Origin of the sequence: Streptomyces sp. NRRL B-24572 (assembly GCF_002156145.1) — a bacterium.
In the GTDB taxonomy this organism is placed as follows: domain Bacteria; phylum Actinomycetota; class Actinomycetes; order Streptomycetales; family Streptomycetaceae; genus Streptomyces; species Streptomyces vietnamensis.
Genome location: NZ_MWIG01000574.1, coordinates 1 through 22,785, shown reverse-complemented (window position 1 = coordinate 22,785; position 22,785 = coordinate 1). Strand labels below are relative to the sequence as shown.

The window sequence follows — 22,785 nt, the reverse complement described above, 5'->3', positions numbered from 1 at the left end:
CCCGATGCGGGGGGTGTATCGCGGGCGTATCGAAAACCGCATACGCCGCCGCAACGGCCCTCCGGTTCCCCTTGGAGGTATGAACCACGACGCATCCCTGCCGGTGCCGCCCCGCCGCTCGCGCGGGATCGCGGTCCTCGCCCTGGCGGTCCTCGCCCTGGCGGGCGCCGCGTTCGTCATGCGGGGGCCGCTCCTGATGTCCGCTCCGAGGTGCATGGCCGGGCGGTGGCACGGTTGCTTCGACACGTTCAACGGCGTGGTGCTCATGACGCTGGTCGCGCTGCCGTTGGCCGTACTGGTGGTGGGGGCGCTGGCGCACCGTCGGCGTGCCGACGGCGTCCCGTGGGCGTGGCGGAGGTCGCTGGCCGAGGTGGGCATGGTCCACGGGACGGTGCCGTTCCTGTGGCTGACCCTGATGCCGGGCGCCGGGGCCGGCACCGTCCCCGGCCGGGTGAGCCTGGTCCCGCTGCGGGACCTGGCCACCATGGGGCCGCTCGGGATCGTCGGCAACCTGCTGGTCTTCGCGGCGCTGGGGTTCTTCGCCCCGATGCGGTTCGCGGCGGTGGCGTCCGTGCCGCGGATCCTGGCGCTCGGGGCGGGCTGCTCGGTCCTGGTCGAGACCGCGCAGTACGTCCTCCGCCTCGACCGGGTGTCCTCCGTGGACGACGTGCTGGTCAACGCCGCCGGCGCCCTGCTGGCCGCACTGGCCTCGCGCCGCTGGTGGCGCAGTGCGGCGACGGAGCCGTCGGACCGGCCTCGCCCCGCGCCGGCACCGGCGGGCTGAGCCGGGTGTCCGGTGCGTACGCGGCCCCGCACATGTCCCCGTACACGCCCTCGTACACCCCGGCCGCACGCCGTGGTGCTTAGGCTTCGGGCATGCGCGTACTGATCGTGGAGGACGAGCCCTACCTGGCCGAAGCCGTCCGTGACGGCCTCCGCCTTGAGGCGATCGCCGCCGACATCGCGGGCGACGGCGACACCGCCCTGGAGCTGCTCGGCGTCCACTCCTACGACCTCGCGGTCCTCGACCGCGACATCCCCGGCCCCTCCGGCGACGAGGTCGCCCGGCGCATCGTCGCCTCCGGCAGCGGCATCCCGATCCTCATGCTCACCGCCGCCGACCGGATCGACGACAAGGCGTCCGGATTCGGGCTCGGCGCCGACGACTACCTCACCAAGCCCTTCGAGATGCGGGAGCTCGTCCTGCGGCTGAGGGCGCTCGACCGCAGGCGCGCGCACGCCAGGCCCCCGGTCCGTGAGATCGCCGGCCTGCGGCTCGACCCCTTCCGCCGGGAGGTCTTCCGCGACGGACGCTACGTCGCACTCACCCGCAAGCAGTTCGCCGTCCTCGACGTCCTCGTCGCCGCCGACGGCGGGGTCGTCAGCGCCGAAGAGCTCCTCGAACGGGCCTGGGACGGGAACGCCGACCCGTTCACCAACGCCGTGCGCATCACCGTCTCCGCACTGCGGAAACGGCTCGGCGAACCCTGGATCATCGCCACGGTGCCGGGCGTCGGCTACCGCATCGACACCGGTCCGGATTCCGCCCACGGCGGCGGTACGCATGCCTAGGCGTCCAGGGCACAGCGTCCGACTGAAACTCACCCTCAGCTACGCCGGGTTCCTCGCGGTCGCCGGCGCCCTCCTGCTGGCCGTGGTGTGGGGGTTCCTGCTGCGCTACGTCCCCGACAACTCGCAGGGCCTTCTCGGGATCTCGCCCAACCGCTACCTCCTCGTGCACACCTTCGCCCCCGCCGCGGCCGTGGCGATGGCCGTCCTGCTCGTCCTCGGCCTCGTCGGGGGATGGTTCCTCGCAGGCCGGATGCTCGCACCGCTCACCCGGATCACGGCCGCGGCACGGGCGGCCGGGAACGGATCGCTGTCCCACCGGATCCGTATGAAAGGCCGACAGGACGAGTTCCGTGAACTCTCCGACGCGTTCGACACCATGCTCGAACAACTGGAGTCGCACGTCGCCGAGCAGCAACGGTTCGCCGCGAACGCCTCCCACGAACTGCGCACCCCGCTGGCCATCTCGCAGACACTGCTCGACGTCGCCCGCAGGGACCCCACGCGGGACCGGGGCGAACTCCTGGAACGCCTGCAGGTGGTGAACACGCGCGCGATCGACCTCACCGAGGCCCTCCTGCTGCTCAGCCGCAGCGACCGGGGGGACATCCACCGCGAGAGCGTCGACCTCTCCCTCGTCGCCGAAGAGGCCGCCGAAACCCTCCTTCCCCTCGCCGAACAGCGCGGGATCGCGCTCGACGTCACCGGCGGAGCCGCACGGACCGACGGCTCCGCGGAGCTCCTGCTGCGGATGGTGACGAACCTCGTCCAGAACGCCGTCGTCCACAACCTCCCCGCCGGTGGCACCGTGACGGTCCGCACCGAAGCCCGGGGCGGGGCGAGCGTGGTGCGGGTCGAGAACACGGGGCATCCACTCCCGCCGGAACTGGTGCCGACCCTCACCGAACCCTTCCAGCGCGGCACGCAACGGGCCCGCACCGACGAGCACGCCGGTGTCGGCCTCGGTCTCGCCATCGTGCACAGCATCGTCCGCGCCCACGGCGGGACCCTCGACCTCGCCCCCCGCCCCGCCGGTGGTCTCGTCGTCACGGTCCGGCTCCCCGGCACGCCGTAGGGCTTTTCAAGGGTGTTGCGGATGTCTGTGAACGGGTGGGCGGCGATCCCGCCCAACTCCCCATGACTCTTTGGGGAAACCGCATGTCCTCGCTTTCCCCCACAGGCGGCACGGCTCGACGTGCTTTCTGAGGGGGCGGAGAGACGCGGCCGATCCGGGCGGCGCTGTGCTCGCGGGGCGATGCGGGCTCGACGCCTCTGAATCGGAGGAGAGCGATCTCGGCTTCGAGTCATTCTGTTGTCATGATCCGCACCGCGGGAAGCATTCGCAGGTGGCTGTCAGGTGACTGCAAGGCACACGTCACAATCGTCCGCCGGTGAACTCCGCTCGCCCGAAAGGGGTGCGGGGGCGGCTACCGATGGGTAACGTGTCGCGTGCCGGCATGCCCGCACGTACGGCGATCCCTTCCGGGAACTGGAGGACGCGTGCCCGACGACGCCTTGTCGGATTTCACCCGTGAACGCTTCACGCACCGGGGGAGTACGCACCGGGTGCTGCGCTCCGGCACCGGCCCGGCCGTGATCGTCATGGCCGAGATCCCGGGCATCACCCCGAAGGTCGCCCGGTTCGCGCGCCAGGTCCGGGACATCGGCTGCACCGTCGTCCTGCCCGACCTGTTCGGCACCGCGGGGCGCGATCCCGACCCGAAGGCACACGGGTGGGCGGGGGCCGCGGGCACCGGTCTGCGCGCGGCCGTCCAGGTGTGTGTCAGCCGGGAGTTCACCCTGCTCGCCGCGGGCCGCACCTCTCCGGTCGTGGACTGGCTGCGTGCCCTGGCCGCCCAGGAGCACGAACGGTGCGGCGGCCCGGGCGTCGGTGCCCTGGGGATGTGTCTGACCGGCGGTTTCGCCCTGGCCATGGCGACGGACGAGCGCCTCCTCGCGCCCGTGCTCTGCCAGCCGTCCCTCCCGCTGGCCGTGACGGACCGCAACCGCCGCTCGATCGACATCTCACCCGACGACCTGCGGACCGTCCGGCGGCGCTGCGCCGAAGGCCTGACCGTCCTCGGGCTGCGCTTCCGCGGCGACCGCCTCGCCCCCGGGGCACGCTTCGCCCGCCTGCGCGAGCAGTTGGGGGACGCCTTCGTCGGGGTGGAACTCGACGACGGCGCGGCGAACCCCGAGGGCCTGATGCCGCCGCACTCCGTCCTGACCGAGCACCTCGTCGACGAACCCGGCCAGCCCACTCGTCAGGCACTCGACCAGGTCCTCGACCTCTTCCGGCGGCGCCTCCTCGCACCGACCGAGGCCCCCGCGCCCGGCTGACCGCCGGGTCCGGCCCGCAGGGGGCGCGCGAAGGCAGGCGGGACCGGCGCGGACGGCAGCCCCGTTGCGGCGCCGCACGGGGTGTGAGTGCGGCGCCGCCCGAGACGATCATGGCGCGAAGAGCAGCTCCCGGTCTGTCCGGAACCGGAGCATCACGGATACGCAATCAATTCCCGGCCCCCTTGAGGGCCCGCCCGAGTCCCTGCCGTGAGCGCGCGCCGCTCTTCTGGATGGCACGGGCCACGTGCTGCTCGACCGTCCGCGGGGACAGATGGAGGGTGGTGGCGATCTCCCGGTTGGTCATGCCGGCCGCCGCGAGTTCGGCGACCTCCGCCTCGCGGGGGGACAGCAGGTCGCCGTACCGGGGACGGCCGGGCGAGCGGGGCTCCAGGGCGGGACGGAGGTGGCGCAGCTCGGAGCGGGTGCGCGCGGCGTCCCAGGTCGCGCCGAGCGCGTCGAAGGCCGTGGCGCAGTCGGCGAGCAAGGCGACGGCGGAGCCGCTGTCGCCGTCATGGGCGAGGGTGCAGCGGGCGGCGCCCACGCGGGTGAGGGCTGCCTGATAGGGCCGGCGGACGGCCTTGTAGGCGGCGGCGCTCCTCTCGTAGCGGGCCTTGGCCTCGGCCGCTCTCCCCGTCCGTTCGGCGAGGACGCCGTGGGTCCATTCGAGGGCGGCGGCCGCCGACGGAGCGTCCTTGCCTTCCAGACCGTCCGCGAACTCGGCGGCCATCTCGCGGGCCGCCTCCACCGCTCCCGCGCGCACGGTCGCCTCGACCGCCCAGGGGGCCAGCTCGGCGGCCCAGGGCCAGATCCCCTTGGTGCGCAGCCGGCCCCACGCGGCAGCGGCCTCGGAGGCGGCACCGTCGATGTCCTCGTGAGCGAGTGCGAGTCTGATCAGGGCACCGGAGGCCGCCGCCGAGATGGGCACCGGGCCGCTGTCCAGGTCGGCGGCCCCCGGCCCGGTGAGGTGGTCGACGGCGTCGGCCCATTCACCGCGGGTGAGGGCGAGCAGGCCGAGGACCAGCCGCGCGTCGGCGACGAGGTAGGGCATCGTGCCGGCCTCGTCGACGAAGGTGCGGGCCCGGTCGGCGAGCCCCGGCCAGTGACCGGTCGCCCAGTCCAGGACGAGGGTGCAGCCGTGTCCGGTCTGCTCGGCGTACGCGGCGCCGCTGCGGGCCGCGAGGGCCACGCCCTCGGCGAGCAGGTCGCGCGACCTCTCGTAGTGGCCGAGCCACACCGAGGCGTCGGCGGCGTTGCACAGTCCGCGGGCCGCGTGCTGCCGGCACCCGACGAGGTCGCTGTCCCGGGGAAGGCCGTCGATGAGCGACCAGGCGGCCGGGTCGCCGCTGTTCAGCAGGATGCTCACGTGGTTGGCCGCGACGGCGGCCTGGATGACGGGGTCCCCCGACTCGGCGGCGACCTTCACGGCCCGCTCGATCCAGGCGATGTTCTCGGCGAACGGCGCGTCCGGCCCGTACGGCATGGCGAGTGCCGCCATCGCCCGGGCCAGGGGTACCGGTCGGCCGGCGAGGTCGTCCACCGCGCGGGCGAGCTCGGCCCTCCCCTCGACGACCTGGCCCATCTGGTTGCACAGCAGGAGACCGAGGTCCAGACGGATCTCACCGCGGACGGCCGGCGGAAGGCCGGTGTCGGCCACGATGTGCCGCAGCACGTCGTGCGTCTGGTCCGAACGCAGGCCCACCACGGCGCAGCGGGCGAGGAGCGTGGCGAGCCGGGGGCGGGCATGTGGGGGGACCGGACCGGTCGCGAGCGCCGATTCCAGCAGGCGCGCGGCGCGCTGCTGCTCACCCTCCTCCTCGAACCGCTGGGCGGCGCGCTCGACGGCGACGAGCCATCCCCGCTCGTCGCCGCACGCACGGCGGTGGCCGGCGAGCCGTTCCCAGGGGACCGGTTGGCGCGTGGCCAGCAGACGTGCGGCCCTCCGGTGCAGCAGTTCGAGGACGGGGCCGGGCGTCCAGCGGCGGACGGTGTCGGCGGCGAGCGGTGAGGAGAAGCCGTACCGGCCCTCGCCCCGGGGGGCGAGCGCGGCCCGGTGCAGGGCGGTGAGCAGCGCGTCCCGGCCCGGCGCCGTGGCGAGCCCGGCCACCGCGGCGAGTTCCCCGGCGGTCGAGGGCTCGTCGAGGACGGCGGCGGCGAGCACGATCGGGCGCTGCTCCTCGGGCACGGAGAGCACGCGGCGCAGCGTGAGGGCCGCGAGACGGGGCGGTGTGTCGAGCTCGGCCACCTCGGCGGGGCGCGGCTGCCCCGCGGCCGGGCCCCGGGCGGCCAGCAGGTCAAGGAGGTCGGCGACGGTCTGGGCGACACCGCCGGAGGCGTGGTGCAGCGCCTCGGCGAGGCCGGCCGGACACCGGTCCGCGCCGAGTGCGTCCACGGCCGCCCGACGCACGGCGGCGAGGCCCAGCGGGCCGACGACGTGCCGTACCACCGTGAGACGCGCCGGGAACTCCGTGTCCGGCCCGAGGACCATTCCCGGTACGGGCAGCTCCTCCGGGCGACAGCTGAGGAGGCACACCAGGCGTGCGGGCGGGTCGGACAGCAGGGCGTGGAGAGCGGCGACGTGCTCGGCGGACGCCCGGTGCACGTCCTCGACGACCAGCAGGACCGGCCGGTCGGCGGGCACGGGCTCGTCGAGCGCCACGCGGCGGGCCGTGTCGGGCGCGGCCTCCCGGAGCCGTTCCACCAGGCGGCTCTTGCCGGTGCCGGCCGGGCCCTCGACCAGGATCAACAGGGGGCGGCCGGGCGCCTCGGGGGAGAGCGCCGCCGTGAGCCTGCCACGGAGTGCGGCCTCGGCCTCGTCGGCGGTTCCGGAGGTGTCGGACATGACGCGTCACCCTGTCTTCAGGACCTTCGCCCAATTGTTTGGGTATCCGTACTCAGTCTGCCCTGATTGCCGCGTGCCCCGGTCCGCGGGCAGCGTGGATGCGGTAAGGCCCCCGGCCGTCGGGTGCGACGGGGCCCGCTTCCGATGAGATCGGCCGCGCAGGCAGGAGTCCGGCGTGAGAGGCATGACCCGTTCGAGCCCCGTCGGGGCGCCCCGGGGCACCGTCGAGGCGCCGCGGTGCGAACTCGCGCCGGCGGCGCCTTCCGGTACCGGGCGGCTGCTGGCCGTGAGCGTGGTGGCGGCGACGCCGTGTTCGGTGCCGCTCCTGCGCCGGCTGGCGCGATCGGTGGCCCGTCATCGGCGGCTGTCCGAGGCGGCGGAGGAAGCGCTCACCGTGATCGTCACGGAGCTGGCCACCAACGTGGTCCTGCACAGCGGCAGTCCCGATCTCGCGGTGATGTTCGAGGCGGACGACGCCTTCGTGACCGTCGCGGTGCGTGACGGGGGCCGCTGGCAGCCGCGTACGGCACCGCGGTGCGAGGACGCGGACATGGACGCCTCGTTCGGCCGGGGCCTCGCTCTGGTCGAGGCGTATTCCTCGACCACGTCGGTACTCGGCTCAGCCGAGGGAACGCTGGTGCGGGCCACGGTCGCCCTCTGAAACCCGGGAGCGGGGGCGAGCCGGACGTGGGCGCGAGCCGGAGGCGGGTGCGGGCCGGGCGTGGGCGCGAGCCGGAGGTGGTGCGCGAGCCGGGCGCGGGCGCCGGGCGCCGGGTCCGCGCCGGGTCAGCCGGTGGGCTCCAGGTGGGCGAAGACGACGAGGTTCTCGGTGTAGTCCTTCGCCTTGCGGTCGTAGGGGCCCGCGCAGGTGATGAGCCGGACGAGCGCGTCGGGGGTGTCCTCGTAGACGCGCTGATTCGGGAAGTCGTCCTTGTCGAACTGCTCCACGGAATCGATGAGGAAGGCGGCGGTGGTCCCGTCGGCGCGACTCACCTCGAAGGTGTCCCCGGCCTTGAGCTCGTCGAGCCGGGCGAAGACGGCGGGGGCGGTGGCCGTGTCCAGGTGGCCCGCGATGATCGAGGTCCCCCGTTCACCGGGGGAGATGCCGGACTCCTGCCAGCCCACCAGGTTCGTGTCGTCGGCCGGGGGCGGTTCGAGCGCACCGGAGGGGCCGATCTTCAGGCCGGTGAAGGGCGCGTCCACTCCGATCCTGGGAATCCTCAGACGGGTGGGGGCCGACCTCGGCATCGACGGACCGGCCGCCGGGACGGCGCTCGGCGGGGCATGGCGCGCTGCGCCGGGGAGGGACGAAGCGCGACCGGACTCGGCGGCGGCCGCGGGTCGGGCCGGCGCCTCCGTGTCCTGGTCGGGCATGCCCGGCCGGAGGACGAGGAGAAGCACGGCAAGAACCAGCGTCCAGAACACGGCGGGGACCACCCACCGAGGGATACGCCGGGGCGCTCCCGCGTCAGCGGGATCCGGTCGGGTCGTCACCAGGGGCTCCTTCGGACTGGGGCGGAAGATCCGGGATCGGGGTACGGAGGCGCGGGGGCCGGACGCAGGGGCCGCCGTCCAGGAGGCGACCCCCGCGTCCGTGCTTCCTCACGCAGCCGAGCCGGCGGCCTTCCTGCGGCGGTGGAGGGCGAACGCGGCGAGACCGCCCGCGACCAGGGCCGCGCCGGTCACGTTCGTGGTGCTGCTCGCGAGGCCGCCTCCGCCCGTGTGCATGCCGCCCTTCGGCTTCTCCGACTTGTAGCCGCTCTCGTCCTCCGACTTGTCCTTCGTCCAGTCCTTCTGCTTGTCCTTCTCCGCGTCCTTGTCCTTGTCCTTGGTCCAGTCGTCGGAGTTCACGAGGGACAGGGCGCCGGAGCCGGTGTGCATGCCGCCCTTCGGCTTCTCGTGGTCACCCTTCTCGTACTGGCCGCCCTTGTCGTGCTCCTTCTCGGCCTTGTCGCCCTTGTCCCCCTTGTCGTGCTCCTTGGACCAGTCGTCGCCGCTGACGAGGGACAGGGCGCCGGAGCCGGTGTGCATGCCGCCCTTCGGCTTCTCGTGGTCACTCCCCTTCTCGTGGTCGCTCTCCTTCTCGTGGTCGCTCTCCTTGCTGTGGGAGGAGCTGTCGCTGTGGGAAGAGCTGTCACTGTGGGAGGAGCCGTCCCAGTCACCTGCGGTGATCGCGTAGGCGCCGGGTGCGGCGAGCGCCAGGGTGCCGGCGGTGGCGGCCGCGGCGAAGAGAATGCGGGCAGAGCGCATCGCTGAACTTCCTTCCGTACGCCGCGTCAGCTGACCCACTGTCGGCTTTCGGTACGCGGCGACATGGCTCACCGTCAGCTGCCGTCGGGCCGCCTGCCACTTGGGATGGTGCATACGGACTCGGCGCGGACGGGCCCGGCGGCGCCCCTCGGCCCGCGCTCCCTCGTGGTTTGTCGCCGCAGAACGATCGCTCGACGTATCACTCCTGAGAGTGACCGCGCCGTGCCCGTGGGGTGAGTACGGGTCAGCCGACGGGTGCCGTCGTACGGTCGTCGTCCTCGGTGGTGGCCGGGTGGATGGTCTCGGCCGGCGGGTCGGCGGTGCGTCGCACCCACAGCCAGTACACGGCCCCGGTGACGACCAGGCCGACGATCCACGAGATGTCGGCGCCGTCGAGCCTCTTGGTGACCGCGCCGGTGTACAGCTTGGTGGCCAGGAACGGGATCTGTACGGCGATGCCCACGACGTAGCAGGTCAGCGCGGTGACGTTCCAGCGCCCGTAGCGGCCGGCGGGGTCGTACAGGGCGGGGATGTCGACGCGCTCCCGGGAGACCAGGTAGTAGTCGACCAGGTTGATCGCGCTCCACGGGGTGAACACCATCAGGATCAGGAGCACGAAGTTCTTGAAGTTGTTCAGGAAGTCGGCGCTGGCGGCGAGCGCGATGCCGATCGACACCGCGGTGAAGCCGACGATGTAGGCGGCGCGGGCGGCGGCCGAGATCCGCGAGCGGCCGTCGAAGGCGGTGACGGTGGTGAGGATCGACATGAAACCGCCGTACGCGTTGAGGCAGTTGACGGTCAGCTTGCCGACGACGATCACCAGGTAGATCAGGAAGGCGAGGGCCGCGGGTCCGGCCAGGTCGCCGAGGAAGCCCACCTGGTCGGTGAGGAAGGCCTTGCCCGCGACGGCCGCGGTGAGCGCGCCGAGCGTCATCGCCCACTGGGAGCCGATGACGGAGCCGGCGAACGTCGACCAGAACGTCGCGCGCGTGCTGGTGTCGCGCGGCAGGTAGCGCGAGTAGTCGGCGACGTACGGGCCGAAGGTCAGCTGCCATCCGGCGCCGAGTCCGACGGCGAGCAGGAAGGTCGCCGTCTCGAAGCCCTTGTCCCCGACGTGCGCGCCGACGTCGTACTGGGTGAACACCCGTACGAGGAGATAGCCGAGGCCGAGCACGCCGACGACGGTGGCGACGCGGCCGGCGGCGTGGATGAGCCGGTAGCCGGTGACGGCGACCACGGCGGTCAGCACGCCGAAGACGAGGATGCCGACCTGCGTGTCGTCGATGTGCAGCAGCTCGGCCAGCGCCTGGCCGGCCAGCACGCTGCCGGTCGCGGCGAAGCCGAGGTACATGAGGATCACGAGCAGCAGCGGCAGGACCGCGCCGTGGACGCCGAACTGCGCGCGGCTGGAGATCATCTGCGGTACGCCGAGCCGCGGGCCCTGCGCCGAGTGCAACGCCATCACGATGCCGCCGAGGACGTTGCCGATGAGCAGCGCGGGTATCGCCCACAGCGCGTCGGCGCCGAAGACGACGGACAGTGCGCCGTCGACGATCGCGGTGATCTGCATGTTCGCGCCGAACCACAGCGTGAACTGGCTGCGCGGCGTGCCGTGCCGCTCCGCGTCGGGAACGACCTCGATGGTGCGCCTCTCCACTTGGACCGGCATGTTGCGACCCCTCCCCGCAGCGATTCCTGTGCGTCCGGACGTACCGCAGCCGTTCAGCCGTACTGCGGTGCGCCGAATCTCGCATAGAGGCCAACAGTGGGCAAGGCTCTGAATGCAGAATTTCAGGGAGTGGGACGGGGTCCCCGCGTGCGGGTCGGTGTCAGGCCACGCCTCTGATGCGGTGGACGAGGAGGCCGCCGACCAGGATGACCAGGGCCGCCGTGGCGTACAGGCCGGTGTAGCCGCCGAGGTGGGCGATGACCGGCGAGGCGAGGGCGGGCGCGAGGACCTGGGGGCCGGAGTTGGCGATGTTGATGACGCCGAGGTCCTTGGCGCGGTCGGCGGCCTCGGGCAGGACCTGGGTGACCAGGGCCTGGTCGACGGCGAGGTAGACGCCGTACCCCGCGCCGAGGACGGCCGCGGCGGCGAGGGCGGACGGCCAGGTGTGGAGCAGGGCGAGCAGCAGCGCGGCTGCGGCCATGACCAGCGAGCACAGGACGACGAAGCCCTTGCGGCGTCCGGCGCGGTCGGACAGCACGCCCACGGGGACGGCCGTGAGCGCGGCGCAGAGGGTGTAGACCACCGTCAGGACCAGCACGCCGGTGCCGGGGTCGCCGTAGTGGACGGCGTCGGCGAGGAAGTAGAACAGGTAGAGGGTGCCGAGGGCGTTGCCGAGGTTGATCAGGAACCGGGTGAGCCACGCCCAGCCGAAGTCGGGGTGCCGCCGGGGGCTCACCCAGAACGAGCGGGCGAAGGCGCGGGCGTCGAAGGCGGGGCGCAGCTCCCGGGGCAGGGCCGGTTCGGTCTGGCGCAGGACGAAGGGCAGGGCGAGCACGACGGTGAGGACGGCGAGCGTGACGTAGCCGGACCGGACGCCGGTGACCAGGAGGGTGGTGATCAGCGCGCCGAGGACCAGGCCGATGGACTGCATGAGGCCGGTCCAGCCGGAGACCACCGCGCGCTGGGTGAGCGGCACGCGGTCGGCGATCGGGGTGGTGACGCCGGCCAGCATCGCGTTGAGGCCCGCCTGCGCGAGGCACCAGCCGACGGCGACCCCCGCCACGGTGTGCTGGGAGGCGGTGACCGCGAGGCCCGCCGCCCCGGCGAGCGCGCCGCCGAGGATCCAGGGCCGGCGGCGGCCGAACCGGCTCGTCGTCCGGTCCGACCACGCGCCGGCGATCGGGTTGGCGAGCACCGCGACGAGCGCGCCGAGGCCGGTGACGAGCGACAGCGCGGTGTTCTTGTCGTGCGGGTCGATCCGCTCCAGCTGGAGCGGCAGCAGGATCTGAATGGGCGTCATGAACGCCATGAAGACGGCGAGGGTGGAGAGCGAGAGGCTCGCCGTCCACCCGGCCTTGACCGGGACGGTGGGCTCGGCGAAGACGGCGACGTCCTCGGCGGCTTCTTCCGGGGCGTGGACCACGATGGCTTCGCCGCTCAGGCCCGCTGCGCGGCGATCAGGGCGCGGTACCAGTCGAAGCTCGCCCGGGGCGTGCGGCGCAGGGTGGCGAAGTCGACCTCGACCAGGCCGAAACGCTGGTGGTAGCCCTCGGCCCACTCGAAGTTGTCGAGCAGCGACCAGGTGAAGTAGCCGCGCACGTCCACCCCTCGGGCCACGGCGTCCGCGACCGCGGTGATGTGCCCGTCGAGGTAGTCGATGCGCTCCCGGTCGTCCGTACCGGCCGGCTGCGAGCAGCCGCTCTCGGTGATCCACACCGGCGGAAGGGCGTCGCCGTAGCGGGCCTTGAGGCCGGTGAGGAGCTCCGTGAGTCCGCCGGGGACGACCGGCCAGTCGAACGCGGTGCGCCGGTACGCCTCCTGGGGTTCCGTCAGGTCGAAGGGCAGGCCCGCGGCGGGATCGGCCGGGGCGGTCACCCAGGTCGGGTTGTAGTAGTTGATCCCGAGGCCGTCCAGTGGCGCGGCGATGGTGGCGAGGTCGCCGTCGCGGACCACGCCTCCCCAGCTCGGGTCGGTCATGCCGTACGCCGAGAGGTCGGGGTGGCTGCCCAGGAGTACCGGGTCGTTGAAGAGGCGGTTGTGCAGGACGTCGTACGCCGAGGCCGCCGCCGCGTCCCCGTCCGACCGGGCGTCCGGGCGCAGCCGTACGGGCGTGCAGTTGTTGGCGATCAGGACCTGGGCGTCCGGGACGGCGGCCCGCAGCGCCGCGGTCGCCAGGCCGTGGCCGAGCAGCTGGTGGTGCGCGACCGGCAGCGCGTCCAGCATCAGGGCGCGGCCCGGGGCGTGGACGCCGAAGCCGTAGCCGAAGGACATGTGCACGAAGGGCTCGTTGAGGGTGATCCACCGCTTGACCCGGTCGCCGAGCCGGTCGGCCGTCACCGCCGCGTACTCGGCGAACCGGTGCGCGGTGTCGCGGTCCAGCCATCCGCCCTCGTCCTCCAGGGCCTGCGGCAGGTCCCAGTGGAAGAGGGTGGGCGTGGGCTCGATCCCGGCGTCGAGCAGCGCGTCGACGAGCCGGTCGTAGAAGTCGAGGCCGCGCGGCTCGACCTTGCCCGCGCCGGTCGGCAGGACGCGCGGCCAGGACACCGAGAAGCGGTACGCGTCGAGCCCGAGCCGGCGCATCAGCGCGACGTCCTCGTCGAGGCGGTGGTAGTGGTCGCAGGCGACGTCGCCGGTGTGACCGTCGCGGACGGCCCCGGGGCGCCGCACGAAGGTGTCCCAGATCGACGCGCCCTTGCCGTCCTCGTCGGCCGCGCCCTCGATCTGGTACGCGGCGGTCGAGGCGCCCCAGACGAAGCCGGCCGGGAGCCGGGGGATTCCGGTGGGATCAGTGGGGCTGGTGGGGCTGGGTGTCACGGGCACCGCCTTCACTGCTGGGCTAGCCGTCCGAGGTGGGCCGCACCGTAACATGAACACTCGTTCACGTTCTATGGGTGGGGCGGGGCCGGATTCACCCCTGTGCGGCCGTCAGCCGGTCCCGCAGGTCCTCCCAGTAGCCCTCCAGCATCCGCTTCAGCTCGTCCACGGTCTCCAGGTCCGGTTCGCCCCCGCCCTTGAACACCTCGTGCAGCACGGCGTTGGCGGCCCACACCACCATCCGCGTCGCCCGGCGCGCCCGCTCGCCGCCGGGCCCGCCGGTCAAGTGCTCCACGATGCGCCGCAGCCCCTCGGCGATGAGCGCGTTGCTCGCCTCGTCGGCCCGGGCGAGCTCGGGGCTGAGGTGCCGTCCGGCCCACAGCGCCATGCCGCCGGGCTGGGACCGGAACAGCTCGCTGTAGACGTCGACCATCGTGCCCACCAGGTCGGTCAGTTCACCGGCGACGGCCCGCTCGACGAGCTCGTCGATGGCGGCCTCGAAGGCCTCCAGGTACCGCCGCCCGAGCGCGTCCACCACCGCGCCCTTGTCGGGATAGAACTGGTAGATGCTGCCGACCGGGACGCCCGCGTCCTCGGCGACCCGCCGCATCGTCAGCGCCTCGTACCCCTCCTGGGAGAGGATCCGGTCGGCCGCGCCGAGGATGGCCTCGACCCGGGCCCGGCTGCGTGCCTGCTGCGGCTGCCTGCGCACACGCGGCCGCGCCCCCGGCTCCGTCGCTTCCGTCATCACACGCTCCCGGTCGTCCGACGGTCCTCGTGCGGGGAAGCGTACCTTCTATCGCCAATCCGCATTGTTCCTAGAATGGGCTCGTGGAGGACATCGACGCGATCGCGGTGCTGCAGGATCCTGTGCGGCGCCGCCTGTACGAGTACGTGGTGGCACAAGGCCGCGAGGTCGGCCGCAACGAGGCGGCCGAGGCGGCCGGGGTGGCGCGCACGCTCGCCGCGCACCACCTGGACAAGCTCACCGGTGCGGGGCTCCTGGAGAGCGGCAGTCGCCGTCTGTCGGGGCGCTCCGGACCGGGGGCGGGCCGTCCCGCCAAGGTGTACACCCGGGCGCGGGGCGAGCGGTCGGTGTCGCTGCCCGCCCGCGACTACCGCACCGCCGCCGAGCTGCTCGCCGAGGCGGCCGAGGAGGCCGGGCTCGACGCCGGGCTCTGCGCGGCGGCGCGCCGCCGGGGCGAGGCGCTGCGCGGTCCGGCGGGGCCTTGCCGCGGGCTCGAAGAGGCCGTGGAGGCGCTGGCGGCCCGCGGCTACGAGCCGTACCCGGAGGACGGCGCCGTCCGGATGCGCAACTGCCCCTTCCACGCCGTCGCCGAGAGCTTTCCGCCGCTCGTCTGCGGCATGAACCTGGCCCTCCTCGAAGGGCTGCTCGGGGAGGGCGGGCCGGTCCGCGCCCGCATGGACGCCCGGCCCGGGGAGTGCTGCGTGGTGGTCGAAGCTTCTAAAAACAATGGCGATTGACATAGAAAAGCGGGTCGTGCTGGGATGAGGCCATGACCGCATCCCCGCACGCCCGCCACCTCGCCCAACTCAACGTCGCCAGGCTCCGCTTCCCCATCGACGACCCGCGCGTGGCGCACTTCGTCGAGATGCTCGACCCGGTCAACGCCGCCGCCGACGACGCCCCCGGCTTCGTGTGGCGGCTCGTGGAGGACGGGGAGGCCGACGCCACCGGACTGCGCCCGCTGGGCGAGGACGTCATCGTCAACCTGTCGGTGTGGGAGACCCGGGAGGCGCTGTGGGACTTCGCGTACCGCAGCGGGCACCTGGAGGTGATGCGGCGGCGCCGTGACTGGTTCCACCGGCACGTCGAGGCGCACCTGGTGCTCTGGTGGGTCCCCGCCGGTCACGTCCCGACCGTCGGCGAGGCACTGGAACGCCTTGCGGACCTGCGGGCGCACGGGCCGTCCCCGCGCGCGTTCACCTTCGCCTCCTCCTACACCGCCGCCGAGGCCGCCGGGCACGCGCCGGACGGGGACTCGGCGACGGTCTGAGGGGGAGTGCTCCGCGCTTCCGGATCAGCCGAAGTCGGGGATCGGGTGCGTCGGCGCCAGCGCGGCGGCGATGCGCTGGGCGATCAGATGGGCCGTGTGGCCGGCCGCGGCGTCCGGGTCGTTCGTGGTCGCGACCGCGATCGACAGGCGCTCCGACGGCAGGTACGCCTGGGACGCCGAGTAGCCGAAGAACAGCGGGTGCTGGGACACCCAGTCGCCCAGGACGAGCAGCCCCAGGCCGTAGTGGGTGGCCTTCGTCTGCGCGATGCAGACCGTCGCCGGGCACGTGCGGGTGGCGTGGCCCAGGCCGACCGTCCCCGGGTTCAGCAGCTCCCGGTACGAGGCGGGGGAGAGCAGCCGCCCCGAGCCGATGCCGGCGGCCGAGCTCGCCAGGTCGCAGATGTCGGTGGTCTCCACCGCGCCGGGGGCGGTGGTCCACGAGGGGTTCCAGAAGGTGGACTCCTCGTACGTCCCCCGATCCGAGGTGAAGGCGTGCAGGACGGGTTCGGGGATGTCGGGGGTGAAGCCGTTGTCGGTCTCGCGCAGTCCGAGCGGGCCCAGGACCTGCCGCTGGAGCAGGACGTCGAGACGGGTCCCGGTGATCTTCTCCAGGGCGGCGCCGAGCAGGACGAAGTTGGCGTGCGAGTAGCTCCAGTTGGTGCCCGGCTCGTACCAGCGTTCCTGGCTCGTCGAGAGCCGCACGACCTCCTCGGCCGTCCACTGGCGGAACGGGTCCGCGACGACGGCCCGCTGGAACGCGGGGAGGCGGACGTAGTCGACGAGACCGGTGGTGGAGGCGGCCAGCATGCGCAGGGTGATCCTGTCGCCGTCCTCGAGGTCCGGCAGCCAGCGTCCGACGGGGTCGTCGAGGCGCACCCTGCCCTGGTCGACGAGGCGCAGCAGCGCCGTCCCCATGTAGGCGATCGCGATGTTGCCGTTCCGGAAGTGCATGGCGGGCGCGGCCGGTACGCCCGTCATCGACTCGCCGAGCGCGGTGGTGACGACCTCGCGGCCGTCGACGGTGACCCGCAGGATCACGGACTTGAGGCCCAGGTCGGCCTTGGCCTGCTCGGCGATCCGCAGGACGTTGCGCGCCGGGCCGCGGTCGGGCAGCCGTGAAGCGACACAGGGCCGGTGACGACCGGGCTCGCTCGCCGGGCCGCTGCCGGACGCGGTGGCCGGGGCGCCGAGGGCGAGGAGCGCGGCGAGGGCGGCGGCCGCGGCGCGGCGCGACCCGGGGGTGGGGCGGGGTGGTCTCATGGCCGGAGTATTCGGCCGGGAGGGTCGGAACGGCCGCCGAGACGCCGCCGACCCGCGCGAACATCACCCGTCAGGCCGGGCCGGCGGTCCGCCGGGCCGGGCCGACGAGCCGTCGAGCGGGCCGACGCCGTCGGCGCGGCGCGGCGCGGCACGCGGTCCAAGGGGTGCTCCACCCCCTCGTCGCCCTCCGCGACCGCTTCGGGCCCGGCCGCGTCAGTACAGGGCGGCTCCCATCGGGGACTCGTCGCCCGTGACGTACGCGCGGATCGACGCCAGGTACTCCGCGCGGCCGACGCGTCCGTCCCCGTCGACGTCCAGCGCGTCGAAGGCCGCGTCGGCGTTGTCGGCGCGGTTGCCCAGGGCCTGGCGCAGCATCGTGAACTGCGACCGGTCCAGGGCGCCGTCCTGGTCGGCGTCGGCGAGGTCGAACAGGGCGCCCAGGGCGTACTGGCAGATGTTGTCGAACTTCTCCGCGTCCACCCAGGCGATGTACTCCTCGTACGTCATCACGCCGTCGCCGTTGGCGTCCATCGCGGCCCAGGCGCGTTCGCCCGTGGCGCGCGCGGCGACGACGAGCGGGTCGTCGTCGCCGCGCCCGGTCGCCTTCTGGGCGCGCTCGATGCGGACGAAGTAGTCGTGCTTCGAGGCGACCCCGTCTCCGTCCGTGTCCAGCATCGCGTAGATGCGGGCCTTCGGGGTTGCGGGGGCCTGCGGTGCGGCCTGGGGGAGCGACATGCCGGATCTTCCTTCACGCACGGGGACATACCGCCGCTCATGATCGACGGCGGAAGCCTTCGCGTGCGGACGACCCGCCAGCCGGTCCCCCGGACGGGTGGCCGCTCAGGCCGCTCCCACCAGCTCGTGCGTCAGCTTCGTCAGACGCTCGCGCGCCCCGGTGTCGTACGCCTGCTCGTGGGCCCGCGCCTCGGTGAACCGGTCGAAGTAGCGGCCCGTGACGGCGGCGAGCTCCGGGTCCAGGAGCAGCCGTACGGTCGGGCGGACGCCCTCCTCCGTGGTGGTGAGGGGCGTGAGGCCGTACGCGCGGACGCCGGTCGTGTCCATCAGATGGGCCGGGTGCAGGGCGTTCACCGTCACGCCGGTGCCCTCCAGCTCGGCGCCCAGCTCGAAGGTCGCCATGATCATGGCCAGTTTGCTCTTGCAGTAGGCCCGCAGGCCCTCGTAGTCCCGCTCCAGCATCACGTCGTCGAAGTCGATGGCCTCCTGGCCGATCGAGGCGACGTTGACGACCCGCGCCGGAGCGGAGGCGGTGAGCAGCGGGAGCAGGGCGCGGGTGAGCGCGTACGGCGCCAGGTGGTTGACGGCGAAGCGGAGTTCGTGGCCCTGGGCGCTGAACTCCCGGACGAGCGGCTGCGGGCCGCCCCCGGCCACCGCGTTGTGGATCAGGCCGTCGAGGTGCGGCTCCGCAGCCCGGATCCGGGCCGCCATCGCGTGCACCTGGTCGAGGTCGGAGAGGTCGGCGAGGTACGTACGGACCGTGGTGCCGGGGCCGGCGGCCCGGGCCTCGGCGGCCACGGCATCGAGCCGTTCGGCGTTCCGGCCGTGCAGGAGGAGGGTGCCGCCGAGGGGCGCCAGGTCGAGCGCGAGCGCGCGCCCCATGCCTTGGGTGACGCCGGTGATCAGAGTGGTGCGCTGGGTCATGGCGACCACGGTGGCAGGACGCGGCGGCCCGGGGCAGTGCGTGCCACTCCTGGTGTCGACACCACCAGGCTCCGGACGGGTACGGAGAGGGGCCGGCCGGACGGGCGGGCCGGCCCCTCTCCGTGCTCAGCGCAGGTCGAACCGGTCCAGGTTCATCACCTTGTCCCACGCGGCCGCGAAGTCACGCGCGAACTTCTCACCCGCGTCCGCCGACGCGTACACCTCGGCGAGGGCCCGCAGCTGGGAGTGCGAACCGAAGACGAGGTCGACCGGCGTGGCGGTCCACCGCACCTCGCCCGTGGCGCGGTCGCGGCCCTCGAAGACGTTCTCGTCGGTCGTCGACGCCTTCCACTCCGTGCCCATGTCGAGGAGCTGGACGAAGAAGTCGTTGGTCAGCGTCTCCGGCCGGTCGGTGAAGGCCCCGTGCGGCGACTGCTTGAATCCGGTGCCGAGCACCCGCATGCCGCCGACGAGCACCGTCATCTCGGGCGCGGTCAGCGTCAGCAGGTTGGCGCGGTCGAGCAGCAGGGTCTCCGGCGACAGCTTCTCGCCCGCCCGGAGGTAGTTGCGGAACCCGTCCGCCCGGGGTTCGAGCACCGCGAACGCCTCCACGTCCGTCTGCTCCTGCGAGGCGTCCGTGCGCCCCGGCGCGAACGGGACCGTGACGTCGTACCCGGCGTTCTTCGCGGCCCGCTCGACGGCCGCGCACCCGCCGAGGACGATGAGGTCCGCGAGCGAGATCCGGCCCCCGCCGGCGCCCTCGAAGTCCGCGCGGATCCCGTCGAGCGTCTCGACCGTCCTGGCCACCTCGGGCAGGTCGTTGACCTCCCAGTCCTTCTGCGGGGCGAGCCGGATCCGTGCCCCGTTCGCGCCGCCGCGCTTGTCGGTGCCGCGGAAGCTCGCGGCCGACGCCCAGGCGGTGGTGACCAGCTGCGAGACGGAGAGTCCCGAGTCGAGGATCCTCGCCTTGAGGGCCGTGACGTCCGCCTCCCCGACCAGCGGGTGGTCGACCGCGGGGACGGGGTCCTGCCAGAGCTGCGGCTCGGGGATCCACGGCCCGAGGTAGCGCGAGAGCGGGCCCATGTCGCGGTGCAGCAGCTTGTACCAGGCCTTGGCGAACGCGTCCGCGAGCTGGTCCGGGTTCTCGTGGAAGCGCTTCGCGATCGGCGCGTAGACCGGGTCGAGGCGCAGCGAGAGGTCCGTCGTCAGCATCATCGGGGCGTGCCGCTTCGACGGGTCGTGCGCGTCGGGCACGGTGTCCTTCGCCGACGGGTCCTTCGGCGTCCACTGCTGGGCGCCGGCGGGGCTGGTGGTCAGCTCCCACTCGTACCGGAACAGGTTGTCCAGATAGCCGTTGTCCCACTTCGTCGGCTCGTTCGTCCACGCCCCTTCGAGGCCGCTGGTGATCGCGTCGGCGCCCGTGCCGGTGCCGTACGTGTTCCGCCAGCCGAGGGCCTGCTGCTCCATGGGGGCCGCCTCGGGTTCCGGGCCGACGTACTGCGGGTCGACCGCGCCGTGGCACTTGCCGAACGTGTGGCCGCCGATGATGAGCGCGGCGGTCTCCTCGTCGTTCATCGCCATGCGCCCGAACGTCTCCCGGATGTCCCGGGCGGCGGCGATCGGGTCCGGGTTGCCGTTGGGGCCCTCCGGGTTGACGTAGATCAGGCCCATCTGCACGGCCCCGAAGGGACCGGTGAGCTGCCTGTCGCCGCTGTAGCGCTCGTCGCCGAGCCAGGTGTCCTCGGGGCCCCAGTAGATCTCCTCGGGCTCCCAGATGTCCGGGCGGCCGAAGCCGAAGCCGAAGGTCTTGAACCCCATGGACTCCATGGCGCAGTTGCCGGCGAAGACCAGCAGATCGGCCCAGGAGATCTTCCGCCCGTACTTCTGCTTGACCGGCCAGAGCAGCCGGCGCGCCTTGTCGAGGCTCGCGTTGTCCGGCCAGCTGTTGAGCGGGGCGAACCGCTGGGCGCCCTGACCGCCGCCGCCCCGGCCGTCGGCGATGCGGTACGTGCCCGCCGCGTGCCAGCTCATCCGGATGAAGAGGGGCCCGTAGTGGCCGTAGTCGGCGGGCCACCACTCCTGGGAGTCCGTCATGAGCGCGATGACGTCCCGCTTCAGCGCCTCGACGTCGAGGCCGGCGAACTCCTTCGCGTAGTCGAAGTCCTCGCCCATCGGATCGGACAGGGGCGAATGCTGATGGAGGACCTGGAGGTCCAGCTGGTTCGGCCACCAGTCCATGTTGGTCATGGGCCGGGTCTCGGTGGGGGTGGGGGAGGCGATCGCCGGGTTCTCGCTGTCGCTGCCGGGCACGTGGGTCCTTCTTCCGTTCATCTGTGACGGTTTCGGCGTCCGTCATGGTCGCCTACGGCGACCCGCGCGGAGGCGATAACACGCAGAGCCGGGCCAACCGACAGGAATCATCGGAAGGATGGACTTTCACATCAGAAGGCGGCCGGGCTTCTCCCGCTTCTCTCCCTTCTCCCGCTCCTACCGCACGATCAGCGCCCGGGCGGCCCGGGCGATGTGCGTACGGGAGATGCCGCACGCGTCCAGGAGTTCCCCGGTGGTGCCGGAGCCGGGCAGCTCCGTGACGGCGAGATGACCGAAGGAGAGGTGGGGGAAGGCGGGCCGCCCGGCGTCCGCCGCGAGGGCCGACAGGACGGCCTCGCCGAGCCCGCCCTCGGCGTGGTGGTCCTCGGCGACGAGGACGGCGCCGGTCTCCAGGGCCGCGCGCCTGAGGGTGCCCACGTCGACGGGCTTGACCGAGTACAGGTCGACGACCCGGGCCCGTACGCCCTCGGCGGCCAGCTCGTCGGCGGCCGCCAGGCACTCGTGCAGGGTGACGCCGGCACCGACGAGCGTGACCCGGTCGTCCGGGCTCTGCCGCAGGGTCTTCGACCCGCCGACGGGGAACGTCTCGTCACCGTCGTAGAGCACCGGATAGGCCCCGCGGGTGGCCCGCAGGTAGGAGATCCCGTCCAGATCGGCCATGGCCGCGGTCAGGGCGGCCGCGGAAGTGGCGTCGGAGGGATACAGCACGGTGGAGCCGAGGACGGCCCGCATCATGGCGAGGTCCTCCAGACCCATCTGCGAAGGGCCGTCCGCCCCGATCTCGACCCCGCAGTGCGTCCCGCACAGGGCCATCGTGATCCGCGAGACGGCGGCCATCCGGATGAAGTCGTGCGCGCGGCTGAGGAAGGCGGCGAAGGTCGCGGCGTACGGACGGAAGCCGCGCACCGCCATGCCGACCGCGTCCGCGATCATCTGCTGTTCGGCGATGTACGTCTGGAAGTACCGCTCCGGGTGGGCCTTTCCGAAGTCCTCGGCGTGGGTCGAGTTGCCGACCTCGGCGTCGAGGACGACGACCTCCGGCCGGGCACCGAGGGCGGCCAGCGCCGCACCGAAGGCCACCCGGGTGGCGACCTCGTCGCCGACCTCGTACCGGGGCAGCTCGACGTGGCCGGCCTGCCGGGCGTCGGGACGGGCGGCCTGCTCGTCGGGCGGACGCGGGCCGCGCACCCGCAGGTCGCGCACGCCGCCGAGTTCGGCGACGGCGCGCTCGGCCTGGTCCTCGGACAGCGCCTTGCCGTGCCAGCCGGCCTTGTCGGCCACCTCCGCCACGCCACGGCCCTTGACGGTCCTGGCGACGACGACGGTGGGCTCCCGCCCGTCCGCGGCCGTGGTCAGGGCCCGGTCGATCGCTTCGAGGTCATGGCCGTCGACCTCGATGGCCCGGCACCCGAACGCCTCGACGCGGCGGGCGTAGGCCTCGGTGTCCCACTCCAGCTCGGTGGGCCCGCTCTGGCCGAGGCGGTTCACGTCGAGCAGCACGACGAGGTTGCCGAGCCGGTGGTGTCCGGCCTTGTCGAATGCCTCCCACACGGAGCCCTCGGCCGTCTCGCTGTCCCCGCACAGCACCCACACCCGGGAGGACCGTCGCTCCAGGTCCCGGACCGCGAGGGCGATCCCGACGGCGTAGCCGATGCCCTGGCCGAGGGAGCCGGTGGCCACGTCCACCCAGGGCAGCTCGGGCGTGGGATGGCCCTGGAGGCGGTGGCCGGAGCGGCGGTACGTCGTCATCAGCTCCTCGTCGCCGATCGCCCCCGCCGCCTTGAACATCGCGTACAGCAGGGGCGAGGCGTGCCCCTTGGAGAAGACCAGGTGGTCACCGGCCGGGTTGTCGGGCGCCGCCCAGTCGTAGCGGAGGTGGCGGGCCATCAGGACCGCCATCAGATCGGCCGCCGACAGGCTGGAGGTGGGATGCCCGGAGCCCGCGGCCGTACTGGCGCGCACCGAGTCCACCCGGAGCTGCTGGGCGAGCTCGAAGACCTGCGAGAGGTCGCTGCGGGGGCCGAGGGTGGTGGGGG

The 22,785-nt window shown here is 73.1% G+C and carries 19 protein-coding genes; 7 read left to right on the top strand and 12 right to left on the bottom strand.

What is annotated here, in order from left to right:
• The first annotated feature begins 79 nt into the window (after nucleotides 1–79).
• From CCN56_RS30405 to CCN56_RS30390, 4 genes are all read left to right on the top strand, one after another.
• A complete protein-coding gene (locus CCN56_RS30405) occupies nucleotides 80–784 on the top strand; it encodes a VanZ family protein (RefSeq protein ID WP_086831153.1) in 705 nt (234 codons plus the stop codon).
• A 92-nt stretch (nucleotides 785–876) separates the two neighbouring features.
• The gene (locus tag CCN56_RS30400; RefSeq protein ID WP_086831152.1) at nucleotides 877–1,572 is read left to right on the top strand and encodes a response regulator transcription factor; all 696 of its coding nucleotides are present in this window, start codon (nucleotides 877–879) and stop codon (nucleotides 1,570–1,572) included.
• The gene (locus CCN56_RS30395; protein WP_086831151.1) at nucleotides 1,565–2,644 is read left to right on the top strand and encodes a HAMP domain-containing sensor histidine kinase; all 1,080 of its coding nucleotides are present in this window, start codon (nucleotides 1,565–1,567) and stop codon (nucleotides 2,642–2,644) included. The genes CCN56_RS30400 and CCN56_RS30395 overlap by 8 nt, the downstream gene beginning before the upstream one ends.
• Before the next feature lie 425 nt (nucleotides 2,645–3,069).
• Nucleotides 3,070–3,909: a dienelactone hydrolase family protein gene (locus CCN56_RS30390; protein ID WP_086831150.1), complete on the top strand. Its 840-nt coding sequence runs from the start codon at nucleotides 3,070–3,072 to the stop codon at nucleotides 3,907–3,909.
• A gap of 166 nt (nucleotides 3,910–4,075) precedes the next feature.
• Here CCN56_RS30390 and CCN56_RS30385 read toward each other — a convergent pair whose 3' ends face one another.
• Nucleotides 4,076–6,748, bottom strand: coding sequence for a LuxR family transcriptional regulator (locus tag CCN56_RS30385; RefSeq protein WP_086831149.1), 2,673 nt, complete (start codon nucleotides 6,746–6,748; stop codon nucleotides 4,076–4,078).
• 184 nt (nucleotides 6,749–6,932) lie between these two features.
• On the opposite strand from CCN56_RS30385, the gene CCN56_RS30380 reads away from it, so the two are divergent.
• On the top strand, nucleotides 6,933–7,409 hold the full coding sequence (locus CCN56_RS30380) for an ATP-binding protein (RefSeq protein ID WP_086831148.1): 477 nt from the start codon (nucleotides 6,933–6,935) through the stop codon (nucleotides 7,407–7,409).
• 125 nt (nucleotides 7,410–7,534) lie between these two features.
• Here the strand turns inward: CCN56_RS30380 and CCN56_RS30375 are convergent, their stop codons facing one another.
• The 6 genes from CCN56_RS30375 to CCN56_RS30350 form a co-directional block, all read right to left on the bottom strand.
• Nucleotides 7,535–8,122: a class F sortase gene (locus CCN56_RS30375; protein WP_086831157.1), complete on the bottom strand. Its 588-nt coding sequence runs from the start codon at nucleotides 8,120–8,122 to the stop codon at nucleotides 7,535–7,537.
• Nucleotides 8,123–8,350: 228 nt separating this feature from the next.
• The gene (locus CCN56_RS30370) at nucleotides 8,351–8,998 is read right to left on the bottom strand and encodes a hypothetical protein (protein ID WP_086831147.1); all 648 of its coding nucleotides are present in this window, start codon (nucleotides 8,996–8,998) and stop codon (nucleotides 8,351–8,353) included.
• A gap of 244 nt (nucleotides 8,999–9,242) precedes the next feature.
• Nucleotides 9,243–10,667: a cytosine permease gene (locus CCN56_RS30365; protein ID WP_086831146.1), complete on the bottom strand. Its 1,425-nt coding sequence runs from the start codon at nucleotides 10,665–10,667 to the stop codon at nucleotides 9,243–9,245.
• A 160-nt stretch (nucleotides 10,668–10,827) separates the two neighbouring features.
• Nucleotides 10,828–12,090: an MFS transporter gene (locus CCN56_RS30360; RefSeq protein WP_086831145.1), complete on the bottom strand. Its 1,263-nt coding sequence runs from the start codon at nucleotides 12,088–12,090 to the stop codon at nucleotides 10,828–10,830.
• Between the two features lie 14 nt (nucleotides 12,091–12,104).
• Nucleotides 12,105–13,481 (bottom strand): GH1 family beta-glucosidase, encoded by a 1,377-nt coding sequence (locus CCN56_RS30355; RefSeq protein ID WP_373412917.1) that lies wholly within the window; start codon nucleotides 13,479–13,481, stop codon nucleotides 12,105–12,107.
• A gap of 94 nt (nucleotides 13,482–13,575) precedes the next feature.
• The gene (locus tag CCN56_RS30350) at nucleotides 13,576–14,229 is read right to left on the bottom strand and encodes a TetR/AcrR family transcriptional regulator (RefSeq protein WP_086831143.1); all 654 of its coding nucleotides are present in this window, start codon (nucleotides 14,227–14,229) and stop codon (nucleotides 13,576–13,578) included.
• Between the two features lie 83 nt (nucleotides 14,230–14,312).
• Between CCN56_RS30350 and CCN56_RS30345 the strand changes: the two genes are divergently transcribed.
• On the top strand, nucleotides 14,313–14,966 hold the full coding sequence (locus CCN56_RS30345; protein ID WP_086831142.1) for a metalloregulator ArsR/SmtB family transcription factor: 654 nt from the start codon (nucleotides 14,313–14,315) through the stop codon (nucleotides 14,964–14,966).
• 32 nt (nucleotides 14,967–14,998) lie between these two features.
• Nucleotides 14,999–15,499, top strand: a complete 501-nt coding sequence (locus CCN56_RS30340; protein ID WP_086831141.1) for a DUF3291 domain-containing protein — start codon at nucleotides 14,999–15,001, stop codon at nucleotides 15,497–15,499.
• Between the two features lie 24 nt (nucleotides 15,500–15,523).
• On the opposite strand, the gene CCN56_RS30335 is transcribed toward CCN56_RS30340, so the two are convergent.
• The 5 genes from CCN56_RS30335 to CCN56_RS30315 form a co-directional block, all read right to left on the bottom strand.
• Entirely contained in the window at nucleotides 15,524–16,759 is a 1,236-nt protein-coding gene (locus CCN56_RS30335; RefSeq protein WP_086831140.1) for a serine hydrolase, read from the bottom strand.
• Between the two features lie 213 nt (nucleotides 16,760–16,972).
• Nucleotides 16,973–17,494 (bottom strand): EF-hand domain-containing protein, encoded by a 522-nt coding sequence (locus CCN56_RS30330; RefSeq protein WP_256962248.1) that lies wholly within the window; start codon nucleotides 17,492–17,494, stop codon nucleotides 16,973–16,975.
• A 105-nt stretch (nucleotides 17,495–17,599) separates the two neighbouring features.
• Nucleotides 17,600–18,418, bottom strand: coding sequence for an SDR family NAD(P)-dependent oxidoreductase (locus CCN56_RS30325; protein WP_086831139.1), 819 nt, complete (start codon nucleotides 18,416–18,418; stop codon nucleotides 17,600–17,602).
• A 126-nt stretch (nucleotides 18,419–18,544) separates the two neighbouring features.
• On the bottom strand, nucleotides 18,545–20,749 hold the full coding sequence (gene katG, locus CCN56_RS30320; protein WP_218779465.1) for a catalase/peroxidase HPI: 2,205 nt from the start codon (nucleotides 20,747–20,749) through the stop codon (nucleotides 18,545–18,547).
• A gap of 156 nt (nucleotides 20,750–20,905) precedes the next feature.
• A partial coding sequence (locus CCN56_RS30315) for a transketolase (protein ID WP_256962247.1) occupies nucleotides 20,906–22,785 on the bottom strand: 1,880 nt, incomplete at its 5' end.